This is a genomic window from Salinispora pacifica CNR114 (assembly GCF_000514775.1).
In the GTDB taxonomy this organism is placed as follows: domain Bacteria; phylum Actinomycetota; class Actinomycetes; order Mycobacteriales; family Micromonosporaceae; genus Micromonospora; species Micromonospora pacifica.
In genome coordinates, this window is record NZ_AZWO01000012.1 from 63693 (window position 1) to 87482 (window position 23790).

Sequence of the window (23790 nt, forward strand, 5' to 3'; positions counted from 1 at the left end):
CCGAGATTCCACCACGCCACCCCGGAAAGAGAAAGCCCAGGCTGGTCTTGACCACCGCCACAGCGAAATGTTCTGGCGATCCGATCGCATTCAGTCTGACCTGCGTTACCCAACGCAATGGAACGCCCCTCCGCGTTGTCCTACTAGCCGCCGCTTCGGCCATCAAAAGTCGTACATAGCTGACGAACCGAACTTCCAACCCAGCTCGAACGACTGCCACCCGAGTCCTGGGAACCCTCACTGCCGCCGGCACGGAAAGGGCAGGTCGACCGAGAGTGCTGCCCCTCGACGCGCCAACCCGACAACGGGAGACGACGCTCCGGTCAGCCCAGGGCGGGCCGACGCGTCATTATACGCGATTGGAGGCGATTTGGGTACAGCCGGTCGGCGAATTAGAGCCGCCGGCTCGCCACTTCCCGGCGCCAAAGGGACGGTTTGCCGCGGACGCCGGGCAGCGACGGATGCCGACCGAGCGACCGGCTCACCCACGCCCCGGCTCCGCCCCACGGCTACCCGGCGTCGGTCAACAGCCGCCCGTACGCCGGCTTGATCACCTCGTCGATAATCTGCAGCCGCTGGTCAAACGGGATGAAGGCGCTCTTCATGGCGTTAATCGTCAGCCACTGCAGTTCCCGCCAGCCGTACCCGAACGCATCCACCAACAAGGCCATCTCCCGCGACATGGACGTGCCGCTCATCAGCCGATTGTCGGTGTTGACAGTGACTCGGAACCGCAGATCCCGCAGCAGCCCGATCGGATGGTCAGCGATCGAGGGGGCCGCCCCGGTCTGCACGTTCGACGAGGGGCACAGCTCCAGCGGAATCCGCTTGTCGCGCACGTACGCGGCCAGCCGGCCAAGCACCGGTTCCGCGCCGGGCGTGATGTCATCCACGATCCGCACCCCGTGGCCGAGCCGGTCTGCTCCGCACCACTGGATCGCCTGCCAGATCGACGGCAGCCCAAACGCCTCGCCGGCGTGGATCGTGAAGTGGAAGTTCTCCCGCTGCAGGTACTCGAAGGCATCCAGGTGCCGGGTGGGCGGGAAACCGGCCTCGGCACCGGCGATGTCGAAGCCCACGACACCGACGTCCCGGTGCCGCACGGCCAGTTCGGCGATCTCCTGCGACCGGGCGGCGTGCCGCATGGCGGTCAGCAGCGTGCCGACCCGAATCGGCGTGCCCTGCGCCGCGGCGAGGTCGCTGCCCTCGGCGAAGCCGGCGATCACCGCCGCGACCACCTCGTCCAGGGTGAGGCCCCGCTCCAGGTGCAGCTCCGGCGCGAACCGGACCTCCGCGTAGACGACACCGTCAGCCGCCAGGTCCAGCGCGCACTCCCGGGCCACCCGCCGCAGCGCCGAAGCAGTCTGCATGACCTGCACGGTGTGCGCGAAGGTCTCCAGATACCGCTCCAACGAGCCGGAGCTGGCCGCGTCAACGAACCAGTGGCCCAACGCCTCCGGATCGGTCGTCGGCAGCTCGTGCCCCACCTCGGCGGCCAGCTCGACGACCGTCGCTGGCCGCAGGCCGCCGTCGAGGTGATCGTGCAGCAGCGCCTTGGGAACCTTGACGATGTCCTCGTACCGGATAGTCGCAACCATGTTCAGACCCTAGTCGGCACCAACGTCTGCACCGCGGCAGCCCCGTTGGCGCGTTGCCCGGGTCACCCCTCCGGCCGGGAGGGAACGGCTTTGCTCGACCCGACAATCCCGCGCACCTCGTGGCCGCGGTTCGTGCCGTTCCTGGACCACGACGTCGTCCTCCGCAACCGGCTCGCCCGGGGTCGATAGGATGCCGGTCCACCGGGTGACCGCCCGGCTCGCCACCGACCGGCCCGGAGCCCGACATGGATCCCCGCATCCGCCACCGGCTGCGCTGCCCGGTCTGCGCCCTTCCGCTGGCCGCGGCGACCGCTGGCACCACCCGGACGCTGACCTGTCCGCGCCGGCACAGCTTCGACGTGGCCCGACAGGGCTATGTGAACCTCCTGGCCGGCCGGGCGCCACACGTCGGGGACACCGGCGAGATGGTCGCCGCCCGCACCGACTTCCTCGCCGCCGGCCACTACGACCTGATCTCCCGGGCGCTGGCCGAAGCGGCCGCGGTCGCCGCGGCCCGCTACCGCGCCGCGCACCCCCAGCCCGGGACTACCGCCGCGGCGAACCCCCTGGTGGTGGAGCCCGGCGCCGGCACCGGCCGGCACCTCGCCGCGGTGCTGGCGGCCCTGCCGGACGCCGTCGGCCTGGCCCTGGACGTGTCGAAGCCGGCGTTACGCCGCGCGGCCCGCGCCCATCAACGAGCCGGGGCGGCGCTGGCCGACACCTGGCAGCAGCTCCCGCTGCCCGACGCGTCGGTCGCCGTGCTGTTGAACGTCTTCGCCCCACGCAACGGAGCGGAGTTTCACCGGGTACTCGATCCGGCCGGCGCGCTGCTGGTCGTCACGCCCGCCGCCGACCACCTCACCGAGTTGGTTGGTGCGCTCGGCCTGCTCCAGGTCGATCCGGCAAAGCCCGACCGGGTGGCCGGGCGACTCGGTACGCGCTTCGCCACCGAGTCGGAGACCGAACACCGAACCCGGCTGACGTTGACCCGCCCGGAGATCGCCACTCTGGTGGGGATGGGACCCAGCGCCTGGCACACCGACCCGGCCCGGCTCACCGAACGGATCGCCGCCCTACCCAACCCGGTCGAGGTAACCGTGGCCGTCCGACTCGGTGTCCACCGCCGCCGTTAGGTAGAGAGATCCACCTCTTCCCAGCCGGCGGGCTCGTCGTGGTAAGGGCCCCGGAGGACCACTGCCCACTCCAGTGCCCAACGACGCTGCCCGATCGCATTGGCGTCCACCAGGCCGGGCAGGGTTCGGTGGGCGTGCTCCACCTCAAGATAGGCCCAGTCCAGGCAGTAGTGCAGGTCAAGCAGGGCCGCCGCGTCCGCCGGATCCCGGGGGGCGGTGAGGGTCCGCGACCGCCAGTGCCGGACCGTCTCGCCGGCCAGAATGTTCGGCATCCGCTCCACCAGCCGCTCGTCCACCGGCAGCGTCGGGTCCAGCTGCCGAGTTAGGCCAAGCACCCAGGCCAGGGCGTACAGCGCGTCGTAGTGCAGCACGAACGAGCGGTGGTCGCCCTTGCCGCCGGTAACGAACTGCCACTCCGGCGGGGTGACCGTCTCCACCAGATGCGAGGCGAGCAGCCAACTCATCGCCGCCTGCGGCGGCATGCCGAAACAGCGGGCCAGGATGAGGTGCAGCACCGCGACCCGCGTCTCGATCTCACCGGTCGGGCGCAGCTCGATCTCGTCACCGGGCTCCCACACCAGGGGAAAGTGCGCCGGCGGCAGTGGCAGACCCAGCCGAGACAACTCCTCCAGGCTGGCCGCACGCACCATTCGGGGGTTTGGGGCAGGTACCGCCACGACGGTTATCCTCGTCTGTGTGGACTGGCTGGCCGAATCGTCCTCCTGGCCAGGCAGGATAGCCCTCCGCTGAGGGGAACGGAACGGACGGTCAGCCGATTCGCTCGAGCACTAACGGCTGCTGTTCCGGGGCAGCCGCCGCGATCCGTACCGCCCGCACCGCCTCCGTCCGGGCCGCCGGAATCCGATCGGCCTCCTCGGCCCGCAGCTCGAAGAGAGGCTCGCCGGCCCGGACCGGATCACCGGGGCGCTTGTGCAGCAGCACACCCGCTGGCGCGGACACCGCGTCCTCCTTACGGGCCCGGCCGGCACCGAGCCGCCACGCGGCCACCCCCATTCCGTACGCGTCGACCTGGGCCACCACCCCGCTCTCGTCAGCGCGGACCACCTCGACCTCCGGCGCGGTGGGCAGCGGGGCGTCCGGGTCCCCGCCCTGGGCTCGGAGCATCGCCCGCCAGGCGTCCATCGCCCGGCCGTCGCGCAACGCCGCCGCCGGATCGGCGTCCGGTAGCCCGGCCGCGTCCAGCATCTCGCGGGCCAGGGCCAGAGTCAGCTCCACCACGTCGGCTGGTCCGCCGCCCGCCAGCACCTCGACGGACTCGGTCACCTCGACCGCGTTGCCGATGGCCAGCCCCAGGGGGGTGGACATGTCGGTCAACAGGGCGACCGTGCGCACACCCTGCGCACCACCCAGCTCGACCATGGTGCGGGCCAGTTGCCGGGCCTGGTCGACCGACTTCATGAACGCGCCCGAGCCGACCTTGACGTCGAGCACCAGCGCGCCGGTCCCCTCAGCGATCTTCTTGCTCATGATCGAGCTGGCGATCAACGGGATGGCCTCCACCGTGCCGGTCACGTCCCGCAACGCATACAGCTTGCGGTCGGCCGGCGCGAGACCGGCACCGGCCGCGCAGATCACCGCGCCGATGTCGCGGAGCTGGGCGAGGAACTCCTCGTTGCCCAGCGATGCCCGCCAGCCCGGAACCGACTCCAGCTTGTCCAGCGTGCCGCCGGTGTGCCCGAGGCCCCGGCCGCTCAGCTGCGGCACGGCCGCGCCACAGGCCGCCACCAACGGAGTCAACGGCAGGGTGATCTTGTCTCCGACGCCGCCGGTCGAGTGCTTGTCCACCGTCGGCCGGTCGACCGCCGAGAGGTCCAGCCGCTCCCCGCTGGCGATCATCGCCGCGGTCCACCGGGCGATCTCCGGCGTGGTCATGCCGTTCAGCAGGATCGCCATCGCGAGCGCGGCCATCTGCTCGTCCGCCACCTGGCCCCGGGTGTAGGCGTCCACCACCCAGTCGACCTGCGCATCGGAGAGGGCCGCGCCGTCCCGCTTGGCCCGAATGACATCAACCGCCGTAAATTCCGCCATGAGCTAACTCTCTCTCCACGTCCTCAGCCCGGGCTGGCCACCCGCACACTCCGATGTGTCCGGCCGTCGGTCGGCCCCTGCCCCGTACGCTCAGCCCGGCCACCGGATCGGGATCTCCAACGGCGGCTCACCCTCACCCGCCCAGAAGATCGTGCCCGCCGCGTCCACCACCACGACCCGAGGTACCCGGGCCAGCCCCCAGGTGATCGCCTCCGCTGGATCATCCCAGCTCGGCCCCTCCTCGAGGACGCCGGTCTCGCCGTCGCCGGCCTCCCCCGCCGAGCGTTCCCAGTACGCCGTCCACACCTGCTGCCCCGCCGACAGGTCCGGGTGCACGAAGACCGTCCCACGCCCCCGCCAGGCAGCCAGCCGCTCCGGCACCATCGGAACCGGGTCCGCCCCGGTCACCGCCTCCAGATCCGCCGCGTCGAAGGCGTGCGGCAGCAGCTCGGCCATCCGTAGCGCTCCGCCCTTCGCCTCGATCAGGCACTCCGGGCCGCCGTGTTCCCAGAGCAGCTGCCGGCACCGCCCGCACGGCATCAGCGGCTCCCCGGTGGCGTCTACGCAGGAGAGCGCGACGATCCGCCCACCACCGGTGGCGTGCAGGCCGGAGACCACGCCGCACTCGGCGCAGAGCGCCATGCCGTACGACGCGTTCTCCACGTTGCAGCCGACCACGATGCGACCATCGTCCACCAGGGCGGCCGCCCCCACCGGAAACTTCGAGTACGGCACGTACGCGTGCCGCATCACCTCGGTCGCGGCGGCGCGCAGCCGCCCCCAGTCGAGCTCCATCTGGTATCCCCATCAACCCTTGATGTACGGCTTGCCATCGGCGGCCGGTGCCCGGACCCTACCCACCAGCCCCGCCACCGCCAGGATCGTCGCCAGGTACGGCAGCATCGCCAGGAACTGACTCGGAATGGCGCTGTTGATCGCGCTCAGGTAGGTGGCGAGTTGGTCGGCGAAGCCGAAGAAGAGCGCCGCGAGCAGCGCGCCGGTCGGGCTCCACCGGCCGAAGATCAGCGCCGCCAGGGCGATGAAGCCCTTGCCGCCGATCATGTTCTTGGTGAACGAGAAGAGGGCGAGGGTGTAGGACGCGCCACCTATGCCGGCGACCGCCCCGGCCAGCAGCACATTGCGGTAGCGCAGCCGCAGCACCCGGACGCCGAGGGTGTCGGCGGCGGTCGGATGCTCACCGACCGAACGGGTACGCAGACCCCACCGGGTCCGGAACAGCCCGATGTGAATCACCAGGACCAGCAGCAGGCCGAGGTAGAGGAAGATGTTGCCGGCGAACAGCGCCGGCCCCAGCACCGGGATCTCCGACAGCAGCGGGATCTCCCAGTTGCTGAAGTGTGGGGCGCTGTTGTACTTCGCCGGGTCGGGCTGCATCAACCGCTCGTAGAGGAAGCCGGTGATGCCCACCGCGAGCAGGTTCAGCACGATCCCCATGACCACCTGGTCCACCAGGTAGCGGATGGCGAAGACCGCCAGCAGCAGCGAGATGAAGGTGCCGCCGATCGCCGCGGCGACCAGGCCCACCCAGAGGTTGCCGCTGAGGCTGCCGAAGAGGGCGCCGCTGAAGGCCCCCATCAGTAGCTGACCCTCGATGGCCACGTTGATCACGCCGGAGCGTTCGCAGAGCACGCCGGCCAGCGACCCGAAGATCAGCGGAAGTGCCAGGATGAAGGTGCCCCGGACGATGTTGACCAGGGGCATGAAGTTCTGCCCGGCCGGCGCGGTGGAGACCTGCCAGCAGAGGAAGCTCACCACGAAGCCGACCAGGCCCACACCGAGCACGAGGGTGAACCAGCGCTTCGGCAGCCCGGCCAGGATCGCCACGCCGGCGGCGAGGGCGACCGCCCCGAAGAGGGCCGCGCCAACCGTTCCGTTGATCTTCAACGCGGCGCCGCTGGCATCCTCGCTGAGGGTGAATCGGGCCGGCTCACTGGCGGCGAGCGCGGGGAAGAGCAGCACCGCCAGCAGGCCGAGCGCGGTCAGCACCAGGCCGGCCTTCCGGGCCCGGGTCCAGAACCCCTCGTTGACCGGGGCGACCGCGACGTCGTCAACAGCCATGGTGGACATGCGCGTCACCAGCCCTTCGCGAGGCTCGTCTGCGGCCGGGCGGCCCGGGCGGCTCGAAGCTGGAAGATCGCCTTCACCAGGGCCGGTGCGGCGATGAAGATCACGATCAGCGCCTGGAGCACGGTAACCAGTTCCAGCGAGACACCCGAGTACGACTGCATCCGGTTACCGCCGGCCTGCAGCGCGCCGAAGAGCAGGGCGGCGAGCAACACGCCCCACGGCTTCACCCGGCCGAGGAGCGCCACCAGAATGCCGTCGAAACCGATCTGGGCCACGACCAGCGGGGTCAGCGCGGCGGCGGTGGTGCCGAGCACCATCTGCGAGCCGCCAAGGCCGGCCAGGGCGCCGGCGAACACCATAATCAACACGTAGGTCCGGGTGACACTGATGCCGGCGGTACGCGAAGCCGCCGGGTTACTCCCCACGGCCCGCAGCTCGAAGCCGAGGGTCGACCGGTTCAGCAGCCAGGCGACCGCCCAGGTTGCCAGCACGGCGAGGATGATTCCGGCGTGCGCCCGCAGGTTGTCGCCGAAGAGCCGGGGAAGCTGCGCGGAGGCGTCCACCGGGCGACTGATGGCATTCGTACGGTTCGGGTCCTGAACCCCGTTCTGCACGATCAACCACACCAGGAAGTACACCGCGACGTAGTTGAGCATGATCGTGTTGATCACCTCGTGGGCGCCGGTGCGGGCCTTGAGGATCCCCGGAATGAAGCCCCACACGGCACCACCAACCGCACCGGCGAACACCGCGACGAGCAGGTGCAGCCCGGCCGGCAGCGGCAGCAGGAACCCGGCCAGCCCGGCCGCGATGACGCCCATCGTGGCCTGCCCCTGGGCACCGATGTTGAACAGGCCGCCACGGAAGGCGAGCGCCACGGAGAGACCGGTAAAGACCAGCGGGGCGGTGTAGGTCAGCGTCTCCGAGATCGGGCTCAGCGCCGCGGTGAGGCCGACCGCGTCCGGGTCGAGGACCGCGCCCTTGAACAGGTTCGCGTACGCCTCGCTGACCAACGCCCAGCTGGCGTTGAGGGCGTCGCCCGGGCGGGCGGTGATGTAGCCATAGGTGGCCAGTACGTCCGGATCGGAGACGATCATCAGGATCCCGCCGACGATCATCGCCAGGACCAGCGACAGCAACGTCACCGTGAAGGTGTTGGCGGCCCAGAGATTCGCCACGAAGAGCTGCCCGAGCGCGGGGCGCTCCGGTGGCTGCTGACTCGTCGGCTCGGCTCGCTCGGTGTTGTCGAGCGTCGTCCTGGCCGCCTGGTCCGTGGTCGCCGGTTCCTTGTCCGGGGAGCCGGACTCTGCGTTGGTCATGCCTCGTCCTCGCTCCCGGGGCCCGATGGGGCAGGCGCCCCAGCGTCGGTACCCGCCGTCGCTCCGTTCGCCCCGGCGTCGGCCGGGTCCGGAGTGATACCCGCCATCAGCAGGCCGATCTCCTCGCGGGGGGTGTCCGGGCCGACGATGCCGATGATCCGACCGCGGTACATCACCGCGATCCGGTCGGCCAGGCCGATCACCTCGTCGAGTTCGCTGGAGACGAGGAGGACGGCGGTTCCGGCATCCCGCTCGTGGATGACCCGACTGTGGATGAACTCGATGGAGCCGACATCGACGCCACGGGTCGGTTGGGCGGCGATGAGGAGCTTCAGCGGCCGGGACAGTTCCCGCGCGACGATCACCTTCTGCTGGTTACCGCCGGAGAGCGTGCCGACCGCCGCCTCCGCCGACGGGGTACGGACGTCGAACTGGGCGATCCGCTCCCGCGCCGACTTCTTGATCGCATCCGGTCGGAGTGCCAGCCCCCTGCCGAACGGCGGTCGGTCGTACAGGTCCAGCACCAGGTTCTCCGCGATGCTGAGTTCCTTGACCAACCCGTCGACACTGCGGTCCTCGGGCACGTAGCCAACGCCCGCGCGGAGGACCTCCTTGGTTGACCAGGCGTCGATCCGCTCCCCGCCCAGCTGCACCGAGCCAGCGAGCAGCGGACGCAGCCCCATGACCGCCTCGACCAGCTCGGTCTGGCCATTACCCTGCACGCCGGCGATGCCGAGCACCTCACCGGCGCGCACGGTCAGGTCAACGCCGTCCACCGCACGTACCTGCCGGTCGTCGTCCACCACCAGCCCGGAGAGCTCAAGAACCGGCTCGCCCGGCGTGGCGGGCTGCTTGTCCACGGTGAGCCGGACGGTGCGGCCAACCATCAGGGCGGCCAGCTCGTCCCGGCTCGCCTCCGGCGTGGCGGTGCCAACGGTCCGCCCACGCCGGATCACGGTGACCCGGTCGGCGATGGCCTTCACCTCGCCGAGCTTGTGGGTGATGAAGACTATCGACCGACCAGCGGCCTTGAGCTCCCGCATGACGGTGAGCAGTTCCTCGGTCTCCTGCGGCGTGAGCACCGCGGTCGGCTCGTCGAGGATGAGCAGGTCAACATCGCGGGTGAGGGCTTTGACGATCTCGACCCGCTGCTGGATGCCGACCGGCAGATCCTCGATGATCGCGTCCGGGTCAACCTGGAGGTTGTAGCGGGCGGAGACCTCCGCGACCTCGCGCCGGGCACGTCGACGGTCGAGGAAACCGAGCATGCCGCCCCGGACCTGCTCAGCCCCGAGCATGACGTTCTCGGCCACGGTGAGGACCGGGACCAGCATGAAGTGCTGGTGCACCATCCCGATTCCGGCCGCGATGGCGTCCGCCGGGCCGCGCGGCTTCAGCGGCTTCCCGTCCACCAGGATCTCGCCCTCGTCGGGCTGGTAAAGCCCGTACAGCACGTTCATCAGGGTCGACTTACCCGCGCCATTCTCCCCGAGTAGGGCGTGGATCTCCCCCGGCTCCACCGTGAGATCGATGTGGTCGTTGGCGACCAGGTCACCGAAGCGTTTGGTGATGCCGCGCAGTTCGAGTCTCAGCGCAACCTCCCGGGTACGAAGCGATGGTGCGGGGGAGTTGCCGGCACGCCGGCAACGGCACTCGTGATGGAGCCGATCGGCCGCCCCGGCGCCAGCGGGAGGTCCCGTGGCGCCAAGGCGGCCGGATCGTCGTGCGGTGCCGCTCGCCGAACGGCTTGGTAGAGCATCTCACCACGGCGAGCTGGCATCAGCTCACTGCGGTTGGGACTGCGACTCAACCTTGATCAGGCCAGCGGCGATGTCCGCCTTCAGCTTGTCGACCTCGGCCTTCAGCTCAGCCGGGATCTCGCTGTCGAACTCGTGGTACGGCGCGAGCGAGACGCCCCCGTTGGCCAGCGTCCCGGTGAAGCCCGGGTTCGCCTCCAGCTTCTCGCCGGCGGCGGCCTTGAGCACGGCCTCCTGAACGGCGCCGGGGATGTTCTTCACCACGGTGGTGATGATGGCCGGGCAGTTCGAGGTGCTCTCGCAGCCGTCGACGTCGACCCAGATGGTGTTGTACTTGCCGTCGGAGGACTGGGCCGCCGCGGTGGTGCCGAGACCCGCGCCCCCGGCGACCGGCATGATGATGTCCGCGCCCTGGGCGACCAGCGCGTCACTGACCTTCTTGCCCTCGTCCTGCTTGACGAAGCTGTTGGCGAACGAGCCGTCCTGGCTGGCCTTGTCCCACCCCAGGACCTGAACGTTCTTCCCCTTGGCCTCGTTGTAGTGGTCAACCCCGTCGGCGTAGCCGTCCATGAAGATGGTCACCGGCGGGATCTTCTCGCCGCCGTAGGTACCCACCTTGCCGGTCTGGCTGAAGCCGGCGGCCAGGTATCCGGCGAGGAAGCCGGCCTGGGCGGTGTCGAACTGCATCGGGTAGACGTTGCTCTCCGACAGCTTCGTGTCCACGATGCCGAACTGCTGGTCCGGATTCGCCGCCGCGATCTTGGCGGTGGCGTCCCCCATCAGGCCACCGACGGCGAGGATGAAGTCGCAGTCCTGGTTGACGTACTGCGTCAGGTTCGGCTCGTAGTCGGCCTCGGCCTTCGACGCGACGTACTTGATGTCGATGTCCTTGTTCTCGGCCTTGGCTGCCTCCAGGCCCTGCCAGGCCGAGGTGTTGAAGGACTTGTCGTCGATCCCACCGACGTCGGTCACCATGCAGGCACTGAACTTCTCGCCGCCGTTGCCGGCGTTGTTCTCCTCGGGCGCCTCACCGCAGGCGGAGGCGGCCAGCACGAGGCCACCCACCGCGAAGACCGAGGCGATCCGCATCCCACGCACCGAGCGCAAGACGACTCCTTCCGTTGCGCACCGCGTCCACCACGGTGGCAGCCCTTGTGAACCGGCCTGCACTGTGCCGCCGGTGTCCCCCGTTCCGGACGCCGAGCGTACGCCTCGGCACCCATCCCGGCCGACAATCATGCGTGACTGTTGGGTGCCTGTTACCCCGACGTGATCCTGGGGTATTTCGGTCACGCGACATGCCGGCCAAAGGAGCGCGGGTGGGACGAATTCTCCGCTGCGGGGAGGTTCCCCGTGCAGGGGGGTCCTCCGTCGGACGTTACCGCCAGAAGACCGCCACCGCAGCGTTGACCAGGGTCAGCCCGATGATTGCGAGTAAATGTCCACGGTTGACCGCTTCCCGCTTCCGGGAGAAGAAGACCATGACGAAGATGAGCAGCGCGAGCGCCAGTTTGGTGACGAGCTTCGCCGGGTCCGGCTCACCGCCGTCTCGCAGTGGCGCGGAGAGGCCGATTCCGGTCAGCAGCATGAGCGCCGCGCCCCAGAGCATGGCCGGGTTGATCCGGAACCTGCTCTTGAGGTACTGCACCACCGCGCCACCGAGCAACAGCGCGAACCCGATCAGGTGAATGTAACGGAGAGTTAGTCGTAGAGCTTCCACGCGGCCTATCCTCCCGCACCACGACGGGTCGTAGTAGAGGGGCTCGGTCGACCGGCGCCTCAGCCCTTCGTACCACCTGCGGTCAGGCCCGAGACCAGGTGCCGTTGGGCGATCATGAAGACCAGCCCGGCCGGAACCGTCACCAGCACCGCCGCCGCCGTCAGGTACTCCCACTGCGGGTTGTACTGCGGCACGAACTGCCGAAGACCGTACGCCAGGGTGAACTGGTTGTCGGTCTGGATGAAGGCCGACGCGTACGCGACCTCCCCCCACGCGGTGAGGAAGGTGTAGAAGGCGGTAACCGCGACGGCCGGGCGGGCCAACGGCAGCACCACCCGCCAGAAGGTGGCGAACGGGCCGCAGCCGTCCAGCGCCGCCGCCTCGTCCAGTGAGGTGGGGATGGAGTCGAAGTAGCCCTTGAGCATCCAGGCACAGAACGGAACCGCGATGGTCAGGTAGGCGATCACCAGCGACGGCAACGTATTGATCAACCCGAGCCGCGCCATGATTGTGTAAATCGGCACGATCAGGATGGCCACCGGAAACATCTGGGTGACCAGGAAGACCATCATCAACGGCCGGCGGCCCGGGAAGTTGAACCTGGAGACGGCGTAGCCGGTGGTCGCCGAGAGGAAGATGCCGATCCCCATCGTGCCGGCTGCCACGAGCACCGAGTTCAGCAGCCACCGCAGAAAGTTGGTGTCGAAGAGCACGTAGCGGTAGTTGGTCAGGGTCGGATCCTGGACCAGGGTCAGGTTGGTGCTCTGCACCGCGTACCCGGGCTTGAACGAGGAGAGCAGCACCCAGACGATCGGACCGATCGCGACCAGCGACGCGACGATCAAGGTCCCGTGCAACAGCAGCGACGTCGCCGGGCTACGCCGACTACGGCCAGCACGCCGCGTGGTCTCGGCCGGGGCGGTCGGCGTGGCCCCGGCCTCGATCGGGGCCGCCGGTGTCCCCGCCGCTGCCGCGGCCATCCCGGAGCTGGTCGATTGGCTCATCACCACACCTCGCCTTGCTTACGCAGTGCCCGCCGGTAGAACACGGAGAAGACCAAGAGAATGGAGAGAATCAACACGCCGTACGTGGAGGCGAGCGAGTAGTTACGAATGCCCTCGAAGGCGGCCCGGTACGCGCCGGTCACCAGGATCTCGGTCTCTCCGGCCGGCTCTCCCTCCGTCACCAGGAAGATGACCGGGAACAGGTTGAACGTCCAGATGGTGCCGAGCAGGATCACGGTCATGCTGGTCGACCGCAGGCCCGGCAATGTGATGGCCCGGAACCGCTGCCACGGCGACGCGCCGTCGATCTCTGCCGCCTCGTAGAGCTCACCGGGAATGGTCTGCAGCCCGCCCAGCAGCGCCACCATCATGAACGGCACGCCGAGCCAGACGTTGGTGACGATCGCGGTGAACAGTGCGGTCCAGCGTTCGGAGAACCACGGGAGCGGGTCGGCCCCGAGCCCGATGAGCAGCGAGTTCGCCAGGCCAAAGCGCTCGTTGAAAATGAACTTCCAGGCGAAGGCGCTGACGAAGGCCGGCACCGCCCACGGCAGCACCAGCAGTACTCGGTAGAGGCCGCGGCCGCGGATCGGGCGGTTGAGCAGGATGGCGAGGCCAAGCCCGAGACCATAGTGGAAGGCGACACCGACGAAGGTCCAGATCAGGGTGATCCCGGTCCACTCCCAGAACCGGCCAACCTGGCCCGTGAGGACCCGGACGTAGTTGTCCAGACCCGCGTACTCCCACCGGTTGGGGTTCTCCTCGCAGACCTCACCGCCGGTGATCGACTTGGTGCAGATCTCCGCCACCTGGTTGGCCTCGTTGAGGTCGGTGAAGGAGAGCCAGATTCCGCGGCCGAGCGGATAGAAGATCAAGACTGCCAGGACGATCACCACCGGCAGGACCATCGCCCAGGCGTACCAGTTCCGGTCCCAGCTACGACGAAGTCGGGACGGGCGGGCGGGGCGACGGTCCGGCGGCGCGGACGCTGGCGCGGCGGTCACGGTGCGCATGTCAGCTGAGCTCCAGTAGGTGAGCCGGTCGGCCGGCGACCGGAGCGGTCGCCGGCCCGGCCGGATGCCGAGGGACGAGGGGTCGCCGGCCTCTGCCCGCCGGCGGTGGATCAGAACCCGTACGCGGTGACGACCTCCGCCTGGTACCTCTTCGCGACCTTGTCGAGCGCCTCCTTCGGGTCCCGGTTCTGGATCAGGACCTCGGTGGCCATCTGGTCCAGCGGTTCGAAGAACTGGCCGGCCTCGGGGATCCAGGGGCGGCCGACCGCGGCCTCGACGGCCGGCTGGTACGCGGTCACGATCGGATTGCTCCGTACCGAGTCCAGGTCGTAGGCCGACTTTCGCGTCGGCAGCAGCCCGAGCTTCTCGGCGAGGAAGGCCTGTGATTCGGCGGAGCTCATGAACGCCACGAATGCGACGGCGGCCTCGACCTTCTCCTCCGGCATTCCGGACCAGACGGTGTAGTTGTGCCCACCGACCGGACCACCGGCCCGGGCCGAGCCGCCCGGGACCGGGGCGATGCCGAGGTTCTCCACGCCGCCGAAGGTCGGCGCCTGCGACACGTTGTTGACCTCCCAGGGACCATTAATGATCATGGCGACCTTCTCTTCCTTGAAGAGGGTCATCATGGTTCCGTAGGAGTCCGTCGCGGGCGGTGGGACGGCCGCACCGCTGTCGATCAGATCCTTGGCGATCTCCAACCCGGCGACGTTCTGGTCCGAGCCGACGACGATCTTCTTGGCCGGGACATCGACCAGGTCCCCGCCCTCGCCGTAGAGGAACGGCAGCAGGAAGTAGCCCGCCGGATTCAGGTAGAGGCCGTCCGCGCCGGTCTTCTCCTTGACGGCCTGGGCGGCGGTCTTCAGCTCGGCCCAGCTCGTCGGCGCGGCGGCGACACCCGCCTCGGCCAACAGCCTCTTGTTGTACATGAGCGAGAGCGTGTCGGTCACCTGCGGGACGCCGTAGGTCTTGCCGTCGTACTTGTTCGAGGCGAGCGGAGTAGCCAGGAAGTCCGACTCGTCGGCGAGCAGTTCGGAGCCGTCCAGCGCGTAGAGGTAGCCCAGCGAGGCGAACTCCGGAACCCAGGCCACCTCCGCCCGCATGATGTCCGGCGCACCCGTCTCGGCCTGCGCTGCCGTCTTGAACTGGTTCTGCGCCTCACCGAACGGGACCGACTGATAATTGATCTTCACGTTCGGATAGGTCTGGTTGAACCTGGCGATCAGCTCCTGGAAGACCGGACCCTCGTTCTTCGGGTCTGAGGTGTCCCACCAGGTCAGCTCGGCGGTCATGGCTGCGGGGTCGGTCGTTGATCCTTCCCCCGCGCTCTGCTCGTCCTCGCCACAGGCGACGAGGGTCAGAGCAAGGGCGGTGGAGGCGAGTACGGCGACTCCCTTGGCTGTGCGACGCATGTTCGCTCCTAGATTGCCTGCCGGTGTCGGCGGGACACTAGCAAGAGTTTTCCAAGTTAGAAACCCTTTGCGAACGGTCTTGCAACAACCGGAGCCATCTTGTCATCTAGACCCAGCTCATGCCGGGCTTGCAAGACGAAACGGCAGGCCAAGCCTCGGCCGGTCATCGCCCGCCGCCCCCCGGGCCGCCAACACCCCCGCCGCGTTGATGCTGCTCGATGCGGCGTCCCTAGGATCCGCGCCGACCGAACATCGTCCTTCGTCGGGCCAGCAGCCTCGGAAACCAGGACTGCAAGAATTTGCCCGTAAGCGCAAGAACCATCTGGTGAGCTACAGTGCCGCCATGCGCGCTCGACTGTCCGACATCGCCCAGCAGGCAGAGGTCAGTGAGGCCACCGTGTCGCGGGTGCTCAACGACCGCCCCGGAGTGGCGCCCGAGACCCGACAGGCCGTCCTGACCGCCCTCGACGTGCTCGGCTACGAACGTCCAGCCCGGCTGCGCAAACGCTGCGCCGGACTGGTGGGCCTGGTCGTCCCGGAACTCGACAACCCGATCTTTCCCGCCTTCGCGCAGATCATCGAGTCGGCGCTGGCGCCGACCGGCTTCACCCCGGTGCTGTGCACCCAGACCCCCGGAGGGATCCGGGAGGACGAATACGTCGAAATGCTGCTCGACCGGCAGGTATCCGGCATCGTCTTCGTCTCCGGCCTGCACGCCGACACCGCCGCCGACCACGAGCGGTACCGCGCACTGATCGCCCGCCCACTACCGGTTGTCATGGTCAACGGCTACGCACCGAACCTCCCCGCGCCCTTCATCTCCTGTGACGACCGGGAGGCCGCCGAGCTGGCCGTCACCCACCTGGTCGCGCTGGGGCACCGACGGATCGGCCTGATCACCGGGCCGAACCGGTTCGTTCCCGTACAGCGCAAGGTCGCCGCCTACCAGGCCGCCATGCGGCGCTGCACCGATGTCTCCGAGGCCGAGCTCACCGAACTGACCGAGCTCTCCCTCTTCGGTGTCGAAGGGGGCGAGGCCGCCGCCACCCGGCTGCTGGACCGTGGCGTCACCGGCCTGGTCTGCGGCTCCGACCCGATGGCGTTGGGTGCCATCCGCGCCGCCCGACAACGCGGGCTCGCCGTGCCCCGCGACGTCTCCGTCGTCGGATACGACGACTCCCCGCTGATGGCCTTCACCGATCCACCCCTGACCACCATGCGCCAGCCGGTCGCGGCGATGGCGGTCGCCGCCGTGCAGGCCCTGGTGGACGAGATCAACGGGCATGCCGCCCCACACTCGGAATATCTGTTCCGGCCAGAGCTGGTGGTACGCGGCTCGACCGCGGTCGCCCGGACGCCCAGCGTTGACCCCGGTGCCACCCCGTCCCCGCTGGCGGTCTCGGTCTGACCACCCGCCGTCCGCCCCGTCGGATCCCGGCCGGGCGGCACACCCCGGACAACCTTGCGCAAGAGCTGCTTGACTCTTGCAACGCCTTGCCGGCATTCTGCACAGCAACCGGCGCCACCACCCCTACCCGCGCCGGAGACCGCCGTACCGCGCGAGATCGGGGAACCCCTCATGACCGTCCGCAACCCCACCCCGCCGACCTCCGACGATGACTGGTGGCGCTCCGCCGCCATCTATCAGGTCTACCTCCGCAGCTTCGCCGACGCGAATGGTGACGGGATCGGCGACCTGGCGGGCCTGCGGCAACGCCTGCCGTACCTGCGCGACCTCGGGGTGGACGCGCTCTGGCTGACCCCCTTCTACCCCTCACCCATGATTGACGGCGGCTACGACGTCGCTGACCACCGCGATGTCGACCCGATGTTCGGCACCCTCGCCGAGTTCGACGACGTGATCGTTGACGCGCACGCACTGGGCCTACGGATCATCGTCGACCTGGTACCCAATCACACGTCGAGCGCCCACCCCTGGTTCCAGGCCGCCAGCGCGGCGGCCCCCGGCTCCCCCGAGCGGGCCCGCTACCACTTCGCCGCGGGGCGCGGAGCGGCGGGCGAACTGCCGCCGAACGACTGGGAGAGCATCTTCGGCGGACCGGCCTGGACCCGACTGCCCGACGGGCAGTGGTACCTGCACCTGTTCGACTCGGCGCAGCCGGACCTGAACTGGCGCAACCCCGAGGTCCGCGCCGAGTTCGAGGATGTGCTCCGGTTCTGGTTGGACCGCGGCGTCGACGGCTTCCGGATTGACGTAGCCCACGGAATGATCAAGGCGGAGGGGCTGCCGGATGTCGGCTTCGGCCAGCAGACCGGCCAACGACAGGTCGAACTGCTCGGCAAGAGCCGACTGCCCTACTTCGACCAGGACGAGGTGCACGACATCTACCGTGCCTGGCGGCCGATCCTGGACAGCTACCCCGGGGGGCGGATGGCGGTGGCCGAGGCCTGGGCGGAGACCCCGCAACGGCTCGCCCGCTACATCGGTCCCGACGAGCTGCACCAGGCGTTCAGCTTCGACTTCCTCGACGCCCACTGGTCGGCCGACTCCTTCCGCAAGGTCATCGACAGCGCGCTCGCCGAGTCAGCGGTCATCAACGCGCCCACCACCTGGGTGCTGTCAAACCATGACAAGCAGCGACACGTCACCCGGTACGGGGATGGGCCGGCCGGGCTACGCCGCGCCCGCGCCGCAGCTCTGCTGATGCTGGCGCTGCCCGGCTGCGCCTACGTCTACCAGGGTGAGGAGCTCGGCCTACCCGAGGTCCTCGACCTCCCGGACGACCTGCGGCAGGACCCGCAGTACCTGCGGACCGGCCAGAGCCGGGACGGCTGCCGGGTGCCGATCCCGTGGAGCGGCGAGCTCGCCCCGTACGGCTTCGGCCCCGCCGGCAGCGCGCTGAGCTGGCTGCCCGCCCCGGCTACCTGGCGTGAACTGTCGGTGGCTGCCCAGCGCGGCGTCCCCGACTCCACGCTCGAGCTGTATCGCACCGCGCTCCGGATCCGCCGAGCGCACCCCGCGCTCGCCACCGCCGCGGCCCAGATCGTCTGGCAGGAGAGCCGGCCGGGCGTCCTCGCCTTCACCCGCACCGCCGGCGGTACAGCGCTCACCTGTGTGGTCAACATCAGCGACGCACCCACCGTCAGCACCGAGTACGGCGAGCCGCTCGTCGCCAGCGCCACGCTCACCCGGGAGGAGTCCGGCTACCTGATCCCGGTCGACGCGGCCGCCTGGTTCGAACGGCGCTGAGCGGGTAAGACCCCACCAACCTGGTCGTTCGGCGTGCCCCGGGCCGCCGGGCGGCTGGGCAGCCGACCAGCCCGGGGTCAACGCTCGAGGCCGGGCAACCTCGCCGCGATCCGGGCAAAGCCTGCCCGGATCGCGGCCTCACTCGGCGGCATCGCCGCCTGGACGGCCCGGTCCCGTTCCCCCTCCACCAGTTCCTCGTCGAAGGTGTCGTCAAAGTTGCCGTAGAGCTCGGCGCTGTCCGCCTGCGCCGCCGCCTCATCCTCGGCGGCGGCCTGAGCCGCGGCGATCTCACCACGGATCTGCTCCGCCGACACCGCCGGCAGCAGCGGCTCGACCACTGCCATCAGCGCCTCCTCCGCCACCATTACCTCGGCCAACGCCAACGCAGGCGCCCGCTCGTACGGGCCGCAGACCACCGGCTCCCACTCGTCGGCACCACCGAGCGGGCCGAAGGTGATAATCCACGGCAGGTCGAGCATCGGCGAGTCGTCCGGCAGATCAAGTGTCACGAGAGTGCCCACCGGCCAATCATCGTTCCCCGGCCGTGGGCGGATCCCCGGTTCGACGCTCCGTCCCTGGTTCGGGTGCCGTCGGCCCGTTCGCACTCGGCTGCTCGGGGGGTGGGGAGCCCGCCTCCTCCTGGTCGGCCGCCCCCCGCTCCGCCGCGAGGTCCACCACCTCTCCCCGGGTGCCGGTGGCCACCAACGCCGCGCCGAAGAGCACGAGTTGGTTGAGCAGGTAGAGGTAGAGCAGCAGCCCCACCGCGCCCGCCACCACCGTGTACGCCGGGTTCCGCTCGGTCCGCACCACGTAGTACCGCCCGATGGTGTTGAGCAGGGTGATACCCACCGCCACCAGCAGCACCGCCGGGCGCAGCCGGACCCGGCTGGGCCGCAGCCTGGGCACCGCCGCCAGCAGTAGGGTCGCCAACACCGCGTTCACGAAGACGCTGAGCACCGCACTGATCGTGGTGAGCCCGGCCGAGCCGGCGCTGCCCAGCAACCACCGCAGCAGCGACTCCAACGTGTCCACCGCCGCTACCGAGACGCCGAGTAGCACGAACACCACCAGCAGCACGCCCAGGTCGACCAGCCGGCGAACGACAAAGTTGCCGGGTTGTTGGTCGAGGCCGTACAGCAACCGCTGGGAGGAACGGATCGCCTCCACCCAGCCGACCCCGGTGAAGACCAGGATGGTCAGACCGACCACGCCGACGGCCCCGCTACTCTCGGCGACCTGCACCGGGTCGAGGAAGGGCAGATTCTCCCGAAGGAAGTCCGCCGCGGCGGCATTGACCTCGGCGTTTCCCTCCAAGATCGCCCCGAAGACGGAGTAGGCGACGAGAGCGAGCGCGAAGACCGCGAAGAAGCCGTAGTAGGCGATCGCGGCGGCGAGCCGGCTGCCGAACCGGCGGTTGTAGAGCAGGGCCGCCCGCAACCCGTGGTCGAAGGTCGGATAGCGGCGCCGCGTGGTGGTAATCCGGCCCTGGGCACCCGCCTGGATCCGGCGGAACACGTTCACCTCGCCATCCTCGCCGACCTGTCGCCGGCCCGCCGGCATCCTCCGCGGTAGCCCCGGACCGACGTGGACCCCCCGGAGTTGGGGGCCGGGTTGCGCCGCCGGGAACGGGGCACCAGCTCAGCCGCCGAGCCGAAAGTCCCGCCGGGGCTGCCACCGTGTCTGGCCACTGTGGGAGAAGAGCGTGAATGCCGCCACCCCGAACATCGCCGAGAAGTCCGCCAGGTCCTCGTACACCTGGTCCAGCGCGTCGGGTGAGACATCCTGCGCCACCGTGACATGCGGGTGGTACGGGAAACGAGTTTCCCGGTGCAGCTCCGGGGCGGCCCGGATCGCCGCGGCGAGCAGCTCGCACTCGCTGATCCCGGTCGCCACCGTTACGAAAACCACCTGGGTGACCGGCCGGAACGTGCCGGTCCCACGCAGGTGCAGGGTGAACGGAGGGTGCGCGGCGGCGACCGCGGTCAGGTGCCGTTCGACGGCTGGCAGGGCAGCGCCCGGAATCTCGGTCGGCCCGAGCAGCGTCACGTGCGCCGGGACGGCCTGCTGGTCACCCGCCGCCATCCGCCGCTGGGTCAGCGCACTCCCCCAGGGCTCGGGGATGTCCACCGCGATGCCGATCTGGATTGTGCCGCCGGCCGTCGACGACCCGTCCCGCAGGTCCACGCCTCGTGCCACCCCTTCGGCCACCGGTTCCATCTCGCTCACCCGCACGTGTCGCGTCGCTGCCTACTCGCCGCGAACCGGCGGGAAGAAGCCCACCCGCTCGTACACCGCCTGTAGGGTCGGTGCCGCCACCGCCCGCGCCTTCTGCGCCCCCGCGGCGAGCAGCTTGTCGAGCTGGGCCGGGTCGTCCAGGTAGCCACGGACGCGTTCCTGGATCGGCGTCACGAACTCGCGTACCACCTCTCCGAGGTCCTTCTTCAGGTCACCGTAGCCCTTGCCCGCGTAGGCACCGACCAGATCGTCAATGCTCCGGCCGGACAGCGCCGAGTAGATCGTCAGCAGGTTGGAGACACCCGGTTTCTGCTGAACATCAAAAACGATCTCGCGTCCGGTGTCGGTGACCGCCGAACGGATCTTCTTGACCGACCGAGCCGTGTCCTCCAGGAGCAGGACGATACCCGCCGGTGAGGAGGACGACTTCGACATCTTCGCCGTCGGGTCCTGCAAATCCGTGATCTTTGCCGTGTCCTTGACGATGTGTGCCGCGGGAACGGCGAAGGTCGAGCCGAACCGGGTGTTGAACCGCTGCGCCAGATCGCGGCTGAGCTCCAGGTGCTGCCGCTGGTCCTCGCCGACCGGCACCGCGTCCGCCTGGTAGAGGAGGATGTCGGCCGCCTGCAGGACCGGGTACGTGAACAGGCCGACGCTGGCCCGCTCATTGCCCTGCTTCTGCGACTTGTCCTTGAACTGGGTCATCCGGCCCGCCTCACCGAACCCGGTGATACACCCCAACACCCAGGCCAACTGCGCGTGCTCGGGCACCTGGGACTGCACGAAGAGGGTGCAGCGCTCCGGGTCCAGCCCGACCGCGAGCAGCTGCGCGGCGGCCACCCGGGACCGCTGCGCCAGCACCCGGGGGTCGTGCCCGGCAGTGATCGCGTGCAGATCAACCACGCAGTAGGTGGCGTCATGCGTCTCCTGCAACGCCACCCAGTGCTGAACCGCGCCCAGGTAGTTGCCGAGATGGAACGAGTCGGCGGTCGGCTGAATGCCAGAGAATACGCGCGGTCGAACGGGTACGTTGGACATGCCGGCAATTCTGTCAGCAACCGGGGGCATCCGTCAGGACGGGCCGGCGGGTTGGCCGCGACCGGGCTGGGTGGGGAGCCCCGACTCGCGTCGCGACTCGGCGGGCCGGGCCGCGGCTACCGTCACCCGGGCCACCCGACGCCCATCCAGCGTCAGCACCCGCAACCGCCAACCCCCGGGCGGCGCCCGCACCGGCTCCACCGGGGCGGCCGGCGCGGCGGTCACCGACACCTCGTCGCCAGCCACCGGCAGCCGGCCCAGCTCGGCCATGACAAAGCCACCAACCGTCTCGTAGGGTCCATTCGGCAGGCTCACCCCGGTCCGCTCGGCGAAGTCGGCCAGGTTCAGCCGACCGTCAACGGTGGTGGGCAGGCCGGCGTGCGTCGGCTCCGGCGGCGTGTCGTATTCGTCGTACAGTTCGCCGACGAGCTCCTCGATCAGGTCCTCACAGGTGACGATGCCCGCGGTCCCCCCGTACTCGTCGACGACCACCGCCAGGTGATGTCCCTCCCGGCGCATCTCGGTCAGGGCCGAAAGCACCCGTTTACTGCCGGGCAGACGCTTGACCTCCCGGGCCAGCTCGCCCACTGTGACCAGTGGGTCTTCGTCGGTACGGAGCAACACGTCGTGTAGGTGCACGAAGCCGACCACGTCGTCGTGGGTCCCGTCAACCACCGGGTAGCGGGTGTGCGGCTCGACCCGGACCAGGCGCTCCGCCTGGTCGACGGTCAGCGCGGTGGAGAGGAAGACCACCTCGGTACGCGGCATCATCACCTCGCGTACCAGGCTCGCACCGGCCACGAGGACCTCGTCGATAATCCGCCGTTCCACCGGGTCCAGCACGGTCGCCGCGGCGACCAGGTCGCGTAACTCGTCCTCGCTGATCCGTTCCCGCCCGGCCACCGGACTGGTGCCGAGTAGACCGGTCACCATGCGGGTGGCGGCGGTAGCGGTGCGAACCACGACCCGGGCGACCGCCCAGGACAGCGAGCCGGGTTCGCGGCGGGGTCGCCCCCGCGCACGACGCCGGAGCCCGGGACGACCCGCTTCCCGCATGAGATGGATGGTAGACACTCATCGCAGTGGCGGAACAGCACCGCGCCAGTTCTTCCACCCCGCGGGCGGAGACCCACGCCGCCGATCGCCTCGCAGCGCAGTCACAGCAAGCCGCCGTAGGGTGATCACCGAAGGGTCGTTGGTGGGGCGGCCCGGCAGGAGGAGATCGACGTGAAACTACTCGTCACCGGCGGCGCCGGCTTCATCGGCAGCGTGGTGACTCGGATGCTGCTCGACGCCGGCCACGAGGTTGTCGTTCTGGACGACCTACGGACCGGACACCGCGTCGCCGTGGCACCCGACGCCACCCACATCGTCGCCCCCCTGGACGAGGTGGCACAGGTGGTAACCCCGCAGGCGGGCTTCGACGGGGTACTGCACCTCGCCGCCCTGATCGCCGCCGGCGAGTCGATGGTCAAACCAGAGCTGTACTGGCACACCAACGTCGTCGGCTCCCTCGCCCTGCTCGACGCCGTACGCGTCGCCGGGGTCCCGAAGGTCGTCTTCTCCTCCACCGCCGCCGTCTACGGCAACCCGGTCGAGCTGCCCATCTCGGAGACGGCGAGCACCGCCCCCACCAACACGTACGGGGCCACCAAGCTCACCGTCGACATGGCGCTCACCTCGGCGGCGGCCGGAAGCGGCTTGGCTGCTGTCTCGCTGCGCTACTTCAACGTCGCCGGCGCCCACCTGGCCGCCCCGGTGCCCCTCGGGGAACGGCACAATCCGGAGACACACCTCATCCCCATCGCATTCGACGTCGCCGCCGGCCGTCGGGAGAAGCTCCAGCTCTTCGGCGACGACTACCCGACCGTTGACGGCACCTGCGTCCGCGACTACATCCACGTCACCGACCTCGCCCGGGCACACCTGCTCGCGCTCGGCGCCGCGGTCGGCGGACAGCACCGGATCTACAACCTCGGCAACGGCAACGGGTTCACCAATCGTCAGGTCGTCGAGGTGGTCCGCGAGGTCACCGGCCGCCCGGTGCCGGTGGTGGTCGCCCCCCGCCGCGTCGGCGACCCCGCCGAGTTGGTCGCCGCCGCCGACCTGGCCCGCACCGAGTTGGGCTGGACACCCGCCAAGCCCACCCTGCCCGACATCATCGGCGATGCCTGGACCTTCTACCGCGACCACCTGCCGGCACGGGGGTAGCC

At 69.6% G+C, this 23790-nt stretch carries 21 protein-coding genes; 4 read left to right on the plus strand and 17 right to left on the minus strand.

The features are described 5' to 3' along the window. Positions 1-509: 509 nt before the first annotated feature. A complete protein-coding gene (locus B118_RS0108840; protein WP_018221187.1) occupies positions 510-1598 on the minus strand; it encodes an adenosine deaminase in 1089 nt (362 codons plus the stop codon). A 245-nt stretch (positions 1599-1843) separates the two neighbouring features. Here B118_RS0108840 and B118_RS0108845 point away from each other — a divergent pair, with 245 nt between their 5' ends. Then, positions 1844-2731: a putative RNA methyltransferase gene (locus tag B118_RS0108845; protein WP_018221189.1), complete on the plus strand. Its 888-nt coding sequence runs from the start codon at positions 1844-1846 to the stop codon at positions 2729-2731. Here the strand turns inward: B118_RS0108845 and B118_RS0108850 are convergent. The 11 genes from B118_RS0108850 to B118_RS0108900 form a co-directional block, all read right to left on the minus strand. Further along, entirely contained in the window at positions 2728-3381 is a 654-nt protein-coding gene (locus B118_RS0108850; RefSeq protein ID WP_018221190.1) for a DUF4272 domain-containing protein, read from the minus strand. The two genes, B118_RS0108845 and B118_RS0108850, sit on opposite strands and share 4 nt — an antisense overlap. A 118-nt stretch (positions 3382-3499) precedes the next feature. Next, entirely contained in the window at positions 3500-4780 is a 1281-nt protein-coding gene (locus tag B118_RS0108855) for a thymidine phosphorylase (protein WP_018221191.1), read from the minus strand. Positions 4781-4870: 90 nt separating this feature from the next. After that, a complete protein-coding gene (locus tag B118_RS0108860) occupies positions 4871-5575 on the minus strand; it encodes a cytidine deaminase (protein WP_018221192.1) in 705 nt (234 codons plus the stop codon). A gap of 12 nt (positions 5576-5587) precedes the next feature. Continuing rightward, positions 5588-6868: an ABC transporter permease gene (locus tag B118_RS0108865; RefSeq protein WP_028192655.1), complete on the minus strand. Its 1281-nt coding sequence runs from the start codon at positions 6866-6868 to the stop codon at positions 5588-5590. A 5-nt stretch (positions 6869-6873) separates the two neighbouring features. Beyond that, a complete protein-coding gene (locus tag B118_RS0108870) occupies positions 6874-8187 on the minus strand; it encodes an ABC transporter permease (RefSeq protein WP_018221194.1) in 1314 nt (437 codons plus the stop codon). Then, entirely contained in the window at positions 8184-9779 is a 1596-nt protein-coding gene (locus B118_RS0108875; RefSeq protein WP_337588119.1) for an ABC transporter ATP-binding protein, read from the minus strand. Before B118_RS0108875 ends, B118_RS0108870 begins: the two co-directional genes overlap by 4 nt. Before the next feature lie 192 nt (positions 9780-9971). Continuing rightward, positions 9972-11033, minus strand: a complete 1062-nt coding sequence (locus B118_RS0108880; protein WP_018221196.1) for a BMP family lipoprotein — start codon at positions 11031-11033, stop codon at positions 9972-9974. A 289-nt stretch (positions 11034-11322) separates the two neighbouring features. Further along, a complete protein-coding gene (locus B118_RS0108885) occupies positions 11323-11664 on the minus strand; it encodes a hypothetical protein (protein WP_028192656.1) in 342 nt (113 codons plus the stop codon). 59 nt (positions 11665-11723) lie between these two features. After that, on the minus strand, positions 11724-12668 hold the full coding sequence (locus tag B118_RS0108890; RefSeq protein ID WP_026270701.1) for a sugar ABC transporter permease: 945 nt from the start codon (positions 12666-12668) through the stop codon (positions 11724-11726). Beyond that, positions 12668-13681: a carbohydrate ABC transporter permease gene (locus tag B118_RS0108895; RefSeq protein WP_027645643.1), complete on the minus strand. Its 1014-nt coding sequence runs from the start codon at positions 13679-13681 to the stop codon at positions 12668-12670. Before B118_RS0108895 ends, B118_RS0108890 begins: the two co-directional genes overlap by 1 nt. A 110-nt stretch (positions 13682-13791) precedes the next feature. Continuing rightward, positions 13792-15093 carry an extracellular solute-binding protein gene (locus B118_RS0108900; protein WP_026273558.1) on the minus strand — a complete coding sequence of 434 codons (1302 nt, stop codon included), beginning with the start codon at positions 15091-15093 and terminating at the stop codon, positions 13792-13794. Between the two features lie 343 nt (positions 15094-15436). Between B118_RS0108900 and B118_RS0108905 the strand changes: the two genes are divergently transcribed. Together B118_RS0108905 and B118_RS0108910 are read left to right on the plus strand one after the other, a co-directional pair. Next, entirely contained in the window at positions 15437-16501 is a 1065-nt protein-coding gene (locus tag B118_RS0108905) for a LacI family DNA-binding transcriptional regulator (protein ID WP_043541125.1), read from the plus strand. Between the two features lie 171 nt (positions 16502-16672). Next, entirely contained in the window at positions 16673-18304 is a 1632-nt protein-coding gene (locus B118_RS0108910; protein WP_018811420.1) for a glycoside hydrolase family 13 protein, read from the plus strand. A gap of 77 nt (positions 18305-18381) precedes the next feature. Here B118_RS0108910 and B118_RS0108915 read toward each other — a convergent pair whose 3' ends face one another. The 5 genes from B118_RS0108915 to B118_RS0108935 all read right to left on the minus strand — a co-directional run bounded on the left by B118_RS0108915 (position 18382) and on the right by B118_RS0108935 (position 22633). After that, positions 18382-18825: a hypothetical protein gene (locus B118_RS0108915; protein WP_018221203.1), complete on the minus strand. Its 444-nt coding sequence runs from the start codon at positions 18823-18825 to the stop codon at positions 18382-18384. Positions 18826-18832: 7 nt separating this feature from the next. Beyond that, complete coding sequence (locus tag B118_RS0108920) at positions 18833-19825, minus strand: YihY/virulence factor BrkB family protein (RefSeq protein WP_026185429.1); 993 nt, start codon at positions 19823-19825, stop codon at positions 18833-18835. 117 nt (positions 19826-19942) lie between these two features. Next, a complete protein-coding gene (locus tag B118_RS0108925) occupies positions 19943-20521 on the minus strand; it encodes a 2'-5' RNA ligase family protein (protein ID WP_018221205.1) in 579 nt (192 codons plus the stop codon). A gap of 30 nt (positions 20522-20551) precedes the next feature. After that, on the minus strand, positions 20552-21577 hold the full coding sequence (trpS, locus tag B118_RS0108930) for a tryptophan--tRNA ligase (protein WP_018221206.1): 1026 nt from the start codon (positions 21575-21577) through the stop codon (positions 20552-20554). Positions 21578-21610: 33 nt separating this feature from the next. Then, the gene (locus tag B118_RS0108935) at positions 21611-22633 is read right to left on the minus strand and encodes a hemolysin family protein (protein ID WP_050563688.1); all 1023 of its coding nucleotides are present in this window, start codon (positions 22631-22633) and stop codon (positions 21611-21613) included. 171 nt (positions 22634-22804) lie between these two features. On the opposite strand from B118_RS0108935, the gene galE reads away from it, so the two are divergent. Beyond that, positions 22805-23788 (plus strand): UDP-glucose 4-epimerase GalE, encoded by a 984-nt coding sequence (gene galE / locus B118_RS0108940; RefSeq protein WP_028192658.1) that lies wholly within the window; start codon positions 22805-22807, stop codon positions 23786-23788. Positions 23789-23790: the final 2 nt, after the last annotated feature.

Coding starts and splice junctions, on each gene's coding strand:
- B118_RS0108865 (WP_028192655.1), bottom strand. CDS start 6,868: ATGTCCACCATGGCTGTTGACGACGTCGCGGTCGCCCCGGTCAACGAG.
- B118_RS0108880 (WP_018221196.1), bottom strand. CDS start 11,033: ATGCGGATCGCCTCGGTCTTCGCGGTGGGTGGCCTCGTGCTGGCCGCC.
- B118_RS0108845 (WP_018221189.1), top strand. CDS start 1,844: ATGGATCCCCGCATCCGCCACCGGCTGCGCTGCCCGGTCTGCGCCCTT.
- B118_RS0108895 (WP_027645643.1), bottom strand. CDS start 13,681: ATGCGCACCGTGACCGCCGCGCCAGCGTCCGCGCCGCCGGACCGTCGC.
- B118_RS0108870 (WP_018221194.1), bottom strand. CDS start 8,187: ATGACCAACGCAGAGTCCGGCTCCCCGGACAAGGAACCGGCGACCACG.
- B118_RS0108890 (WP_026270701.1), bottom strand. CDS start 12,668: ATGAGCCAATCGACCAGCTCCGGGATGGCCGCGGCAGCGGCGGGGACA.
- B118_RS0108855 (WP_018221191.1), bottom strand. CDS start 4,780: ATGGCGGAATTTACGGCGGTTGATGTCATTCGGGCCAAGCGGGACGGC.
- B118_RS0108925 (WP_018221205.1), bottom strand. CDS start 20,521: ATGGAACCGGTGGCCGAAGGGGTGGCACGAGGCGTGGACCTGCGGGAC.
- B118_RS0108840 (WP_018221187.1), bottom strand. CDS start 1,598: ATGGTTGCGACTATCCGGTACGAGGACATCGTCAAGGTTCCCAAGGCG.
- trpS (WP_018221206.1), bottom strand. CDS start 21,577: ATGTCCAACGTACCCGTTCGACCGCGCGTATTCTCTGGCATTCAGCCG.
- B118_RS0108860 (WP_018221192.1), bottom strand. CDS start 5,575: ATGGAGCTCGACTGGGGGCGGCTGCGCGCCGCCGCGACCGAGGTGATG.
- B118_RS0108900 (WP_026273558.1), bottom strand. CDS start 15,093: ATGCGTCGCACAGCCAAGGGAGTCGCCGTACTCGCCTCCACCGCCCTT.
- B118_RS0108905 (WP_043541125.1), top strand. CDS start 15,437: ATGCGCGCTCGACTGTCCGACATCGCCCAGCAGGCAGAGGTCAGTGAG.
- B118_RS0108910 (WP_018811420.1), top strand. CDS start 16,673: ATGACCGTCCGCAACCCCACCCCGCCGACCTCCGACGATGACTGGTGG.
- B118_RS0108935 (WP_050563688.1), bottom strand. CDS start 22,633: ATGCGGGAAGCGGGTCGTCCCGGGCTCCGGCGTCGTGCGCGGGGGCGA.
- B118_RS0108850 (WP_018221190.1), bottom strand. CDS start 3,381: ATGGTGCGTGCGGCCAGCCTGGAGGAGTTGTCTCGGCTGGGTCTGCCA.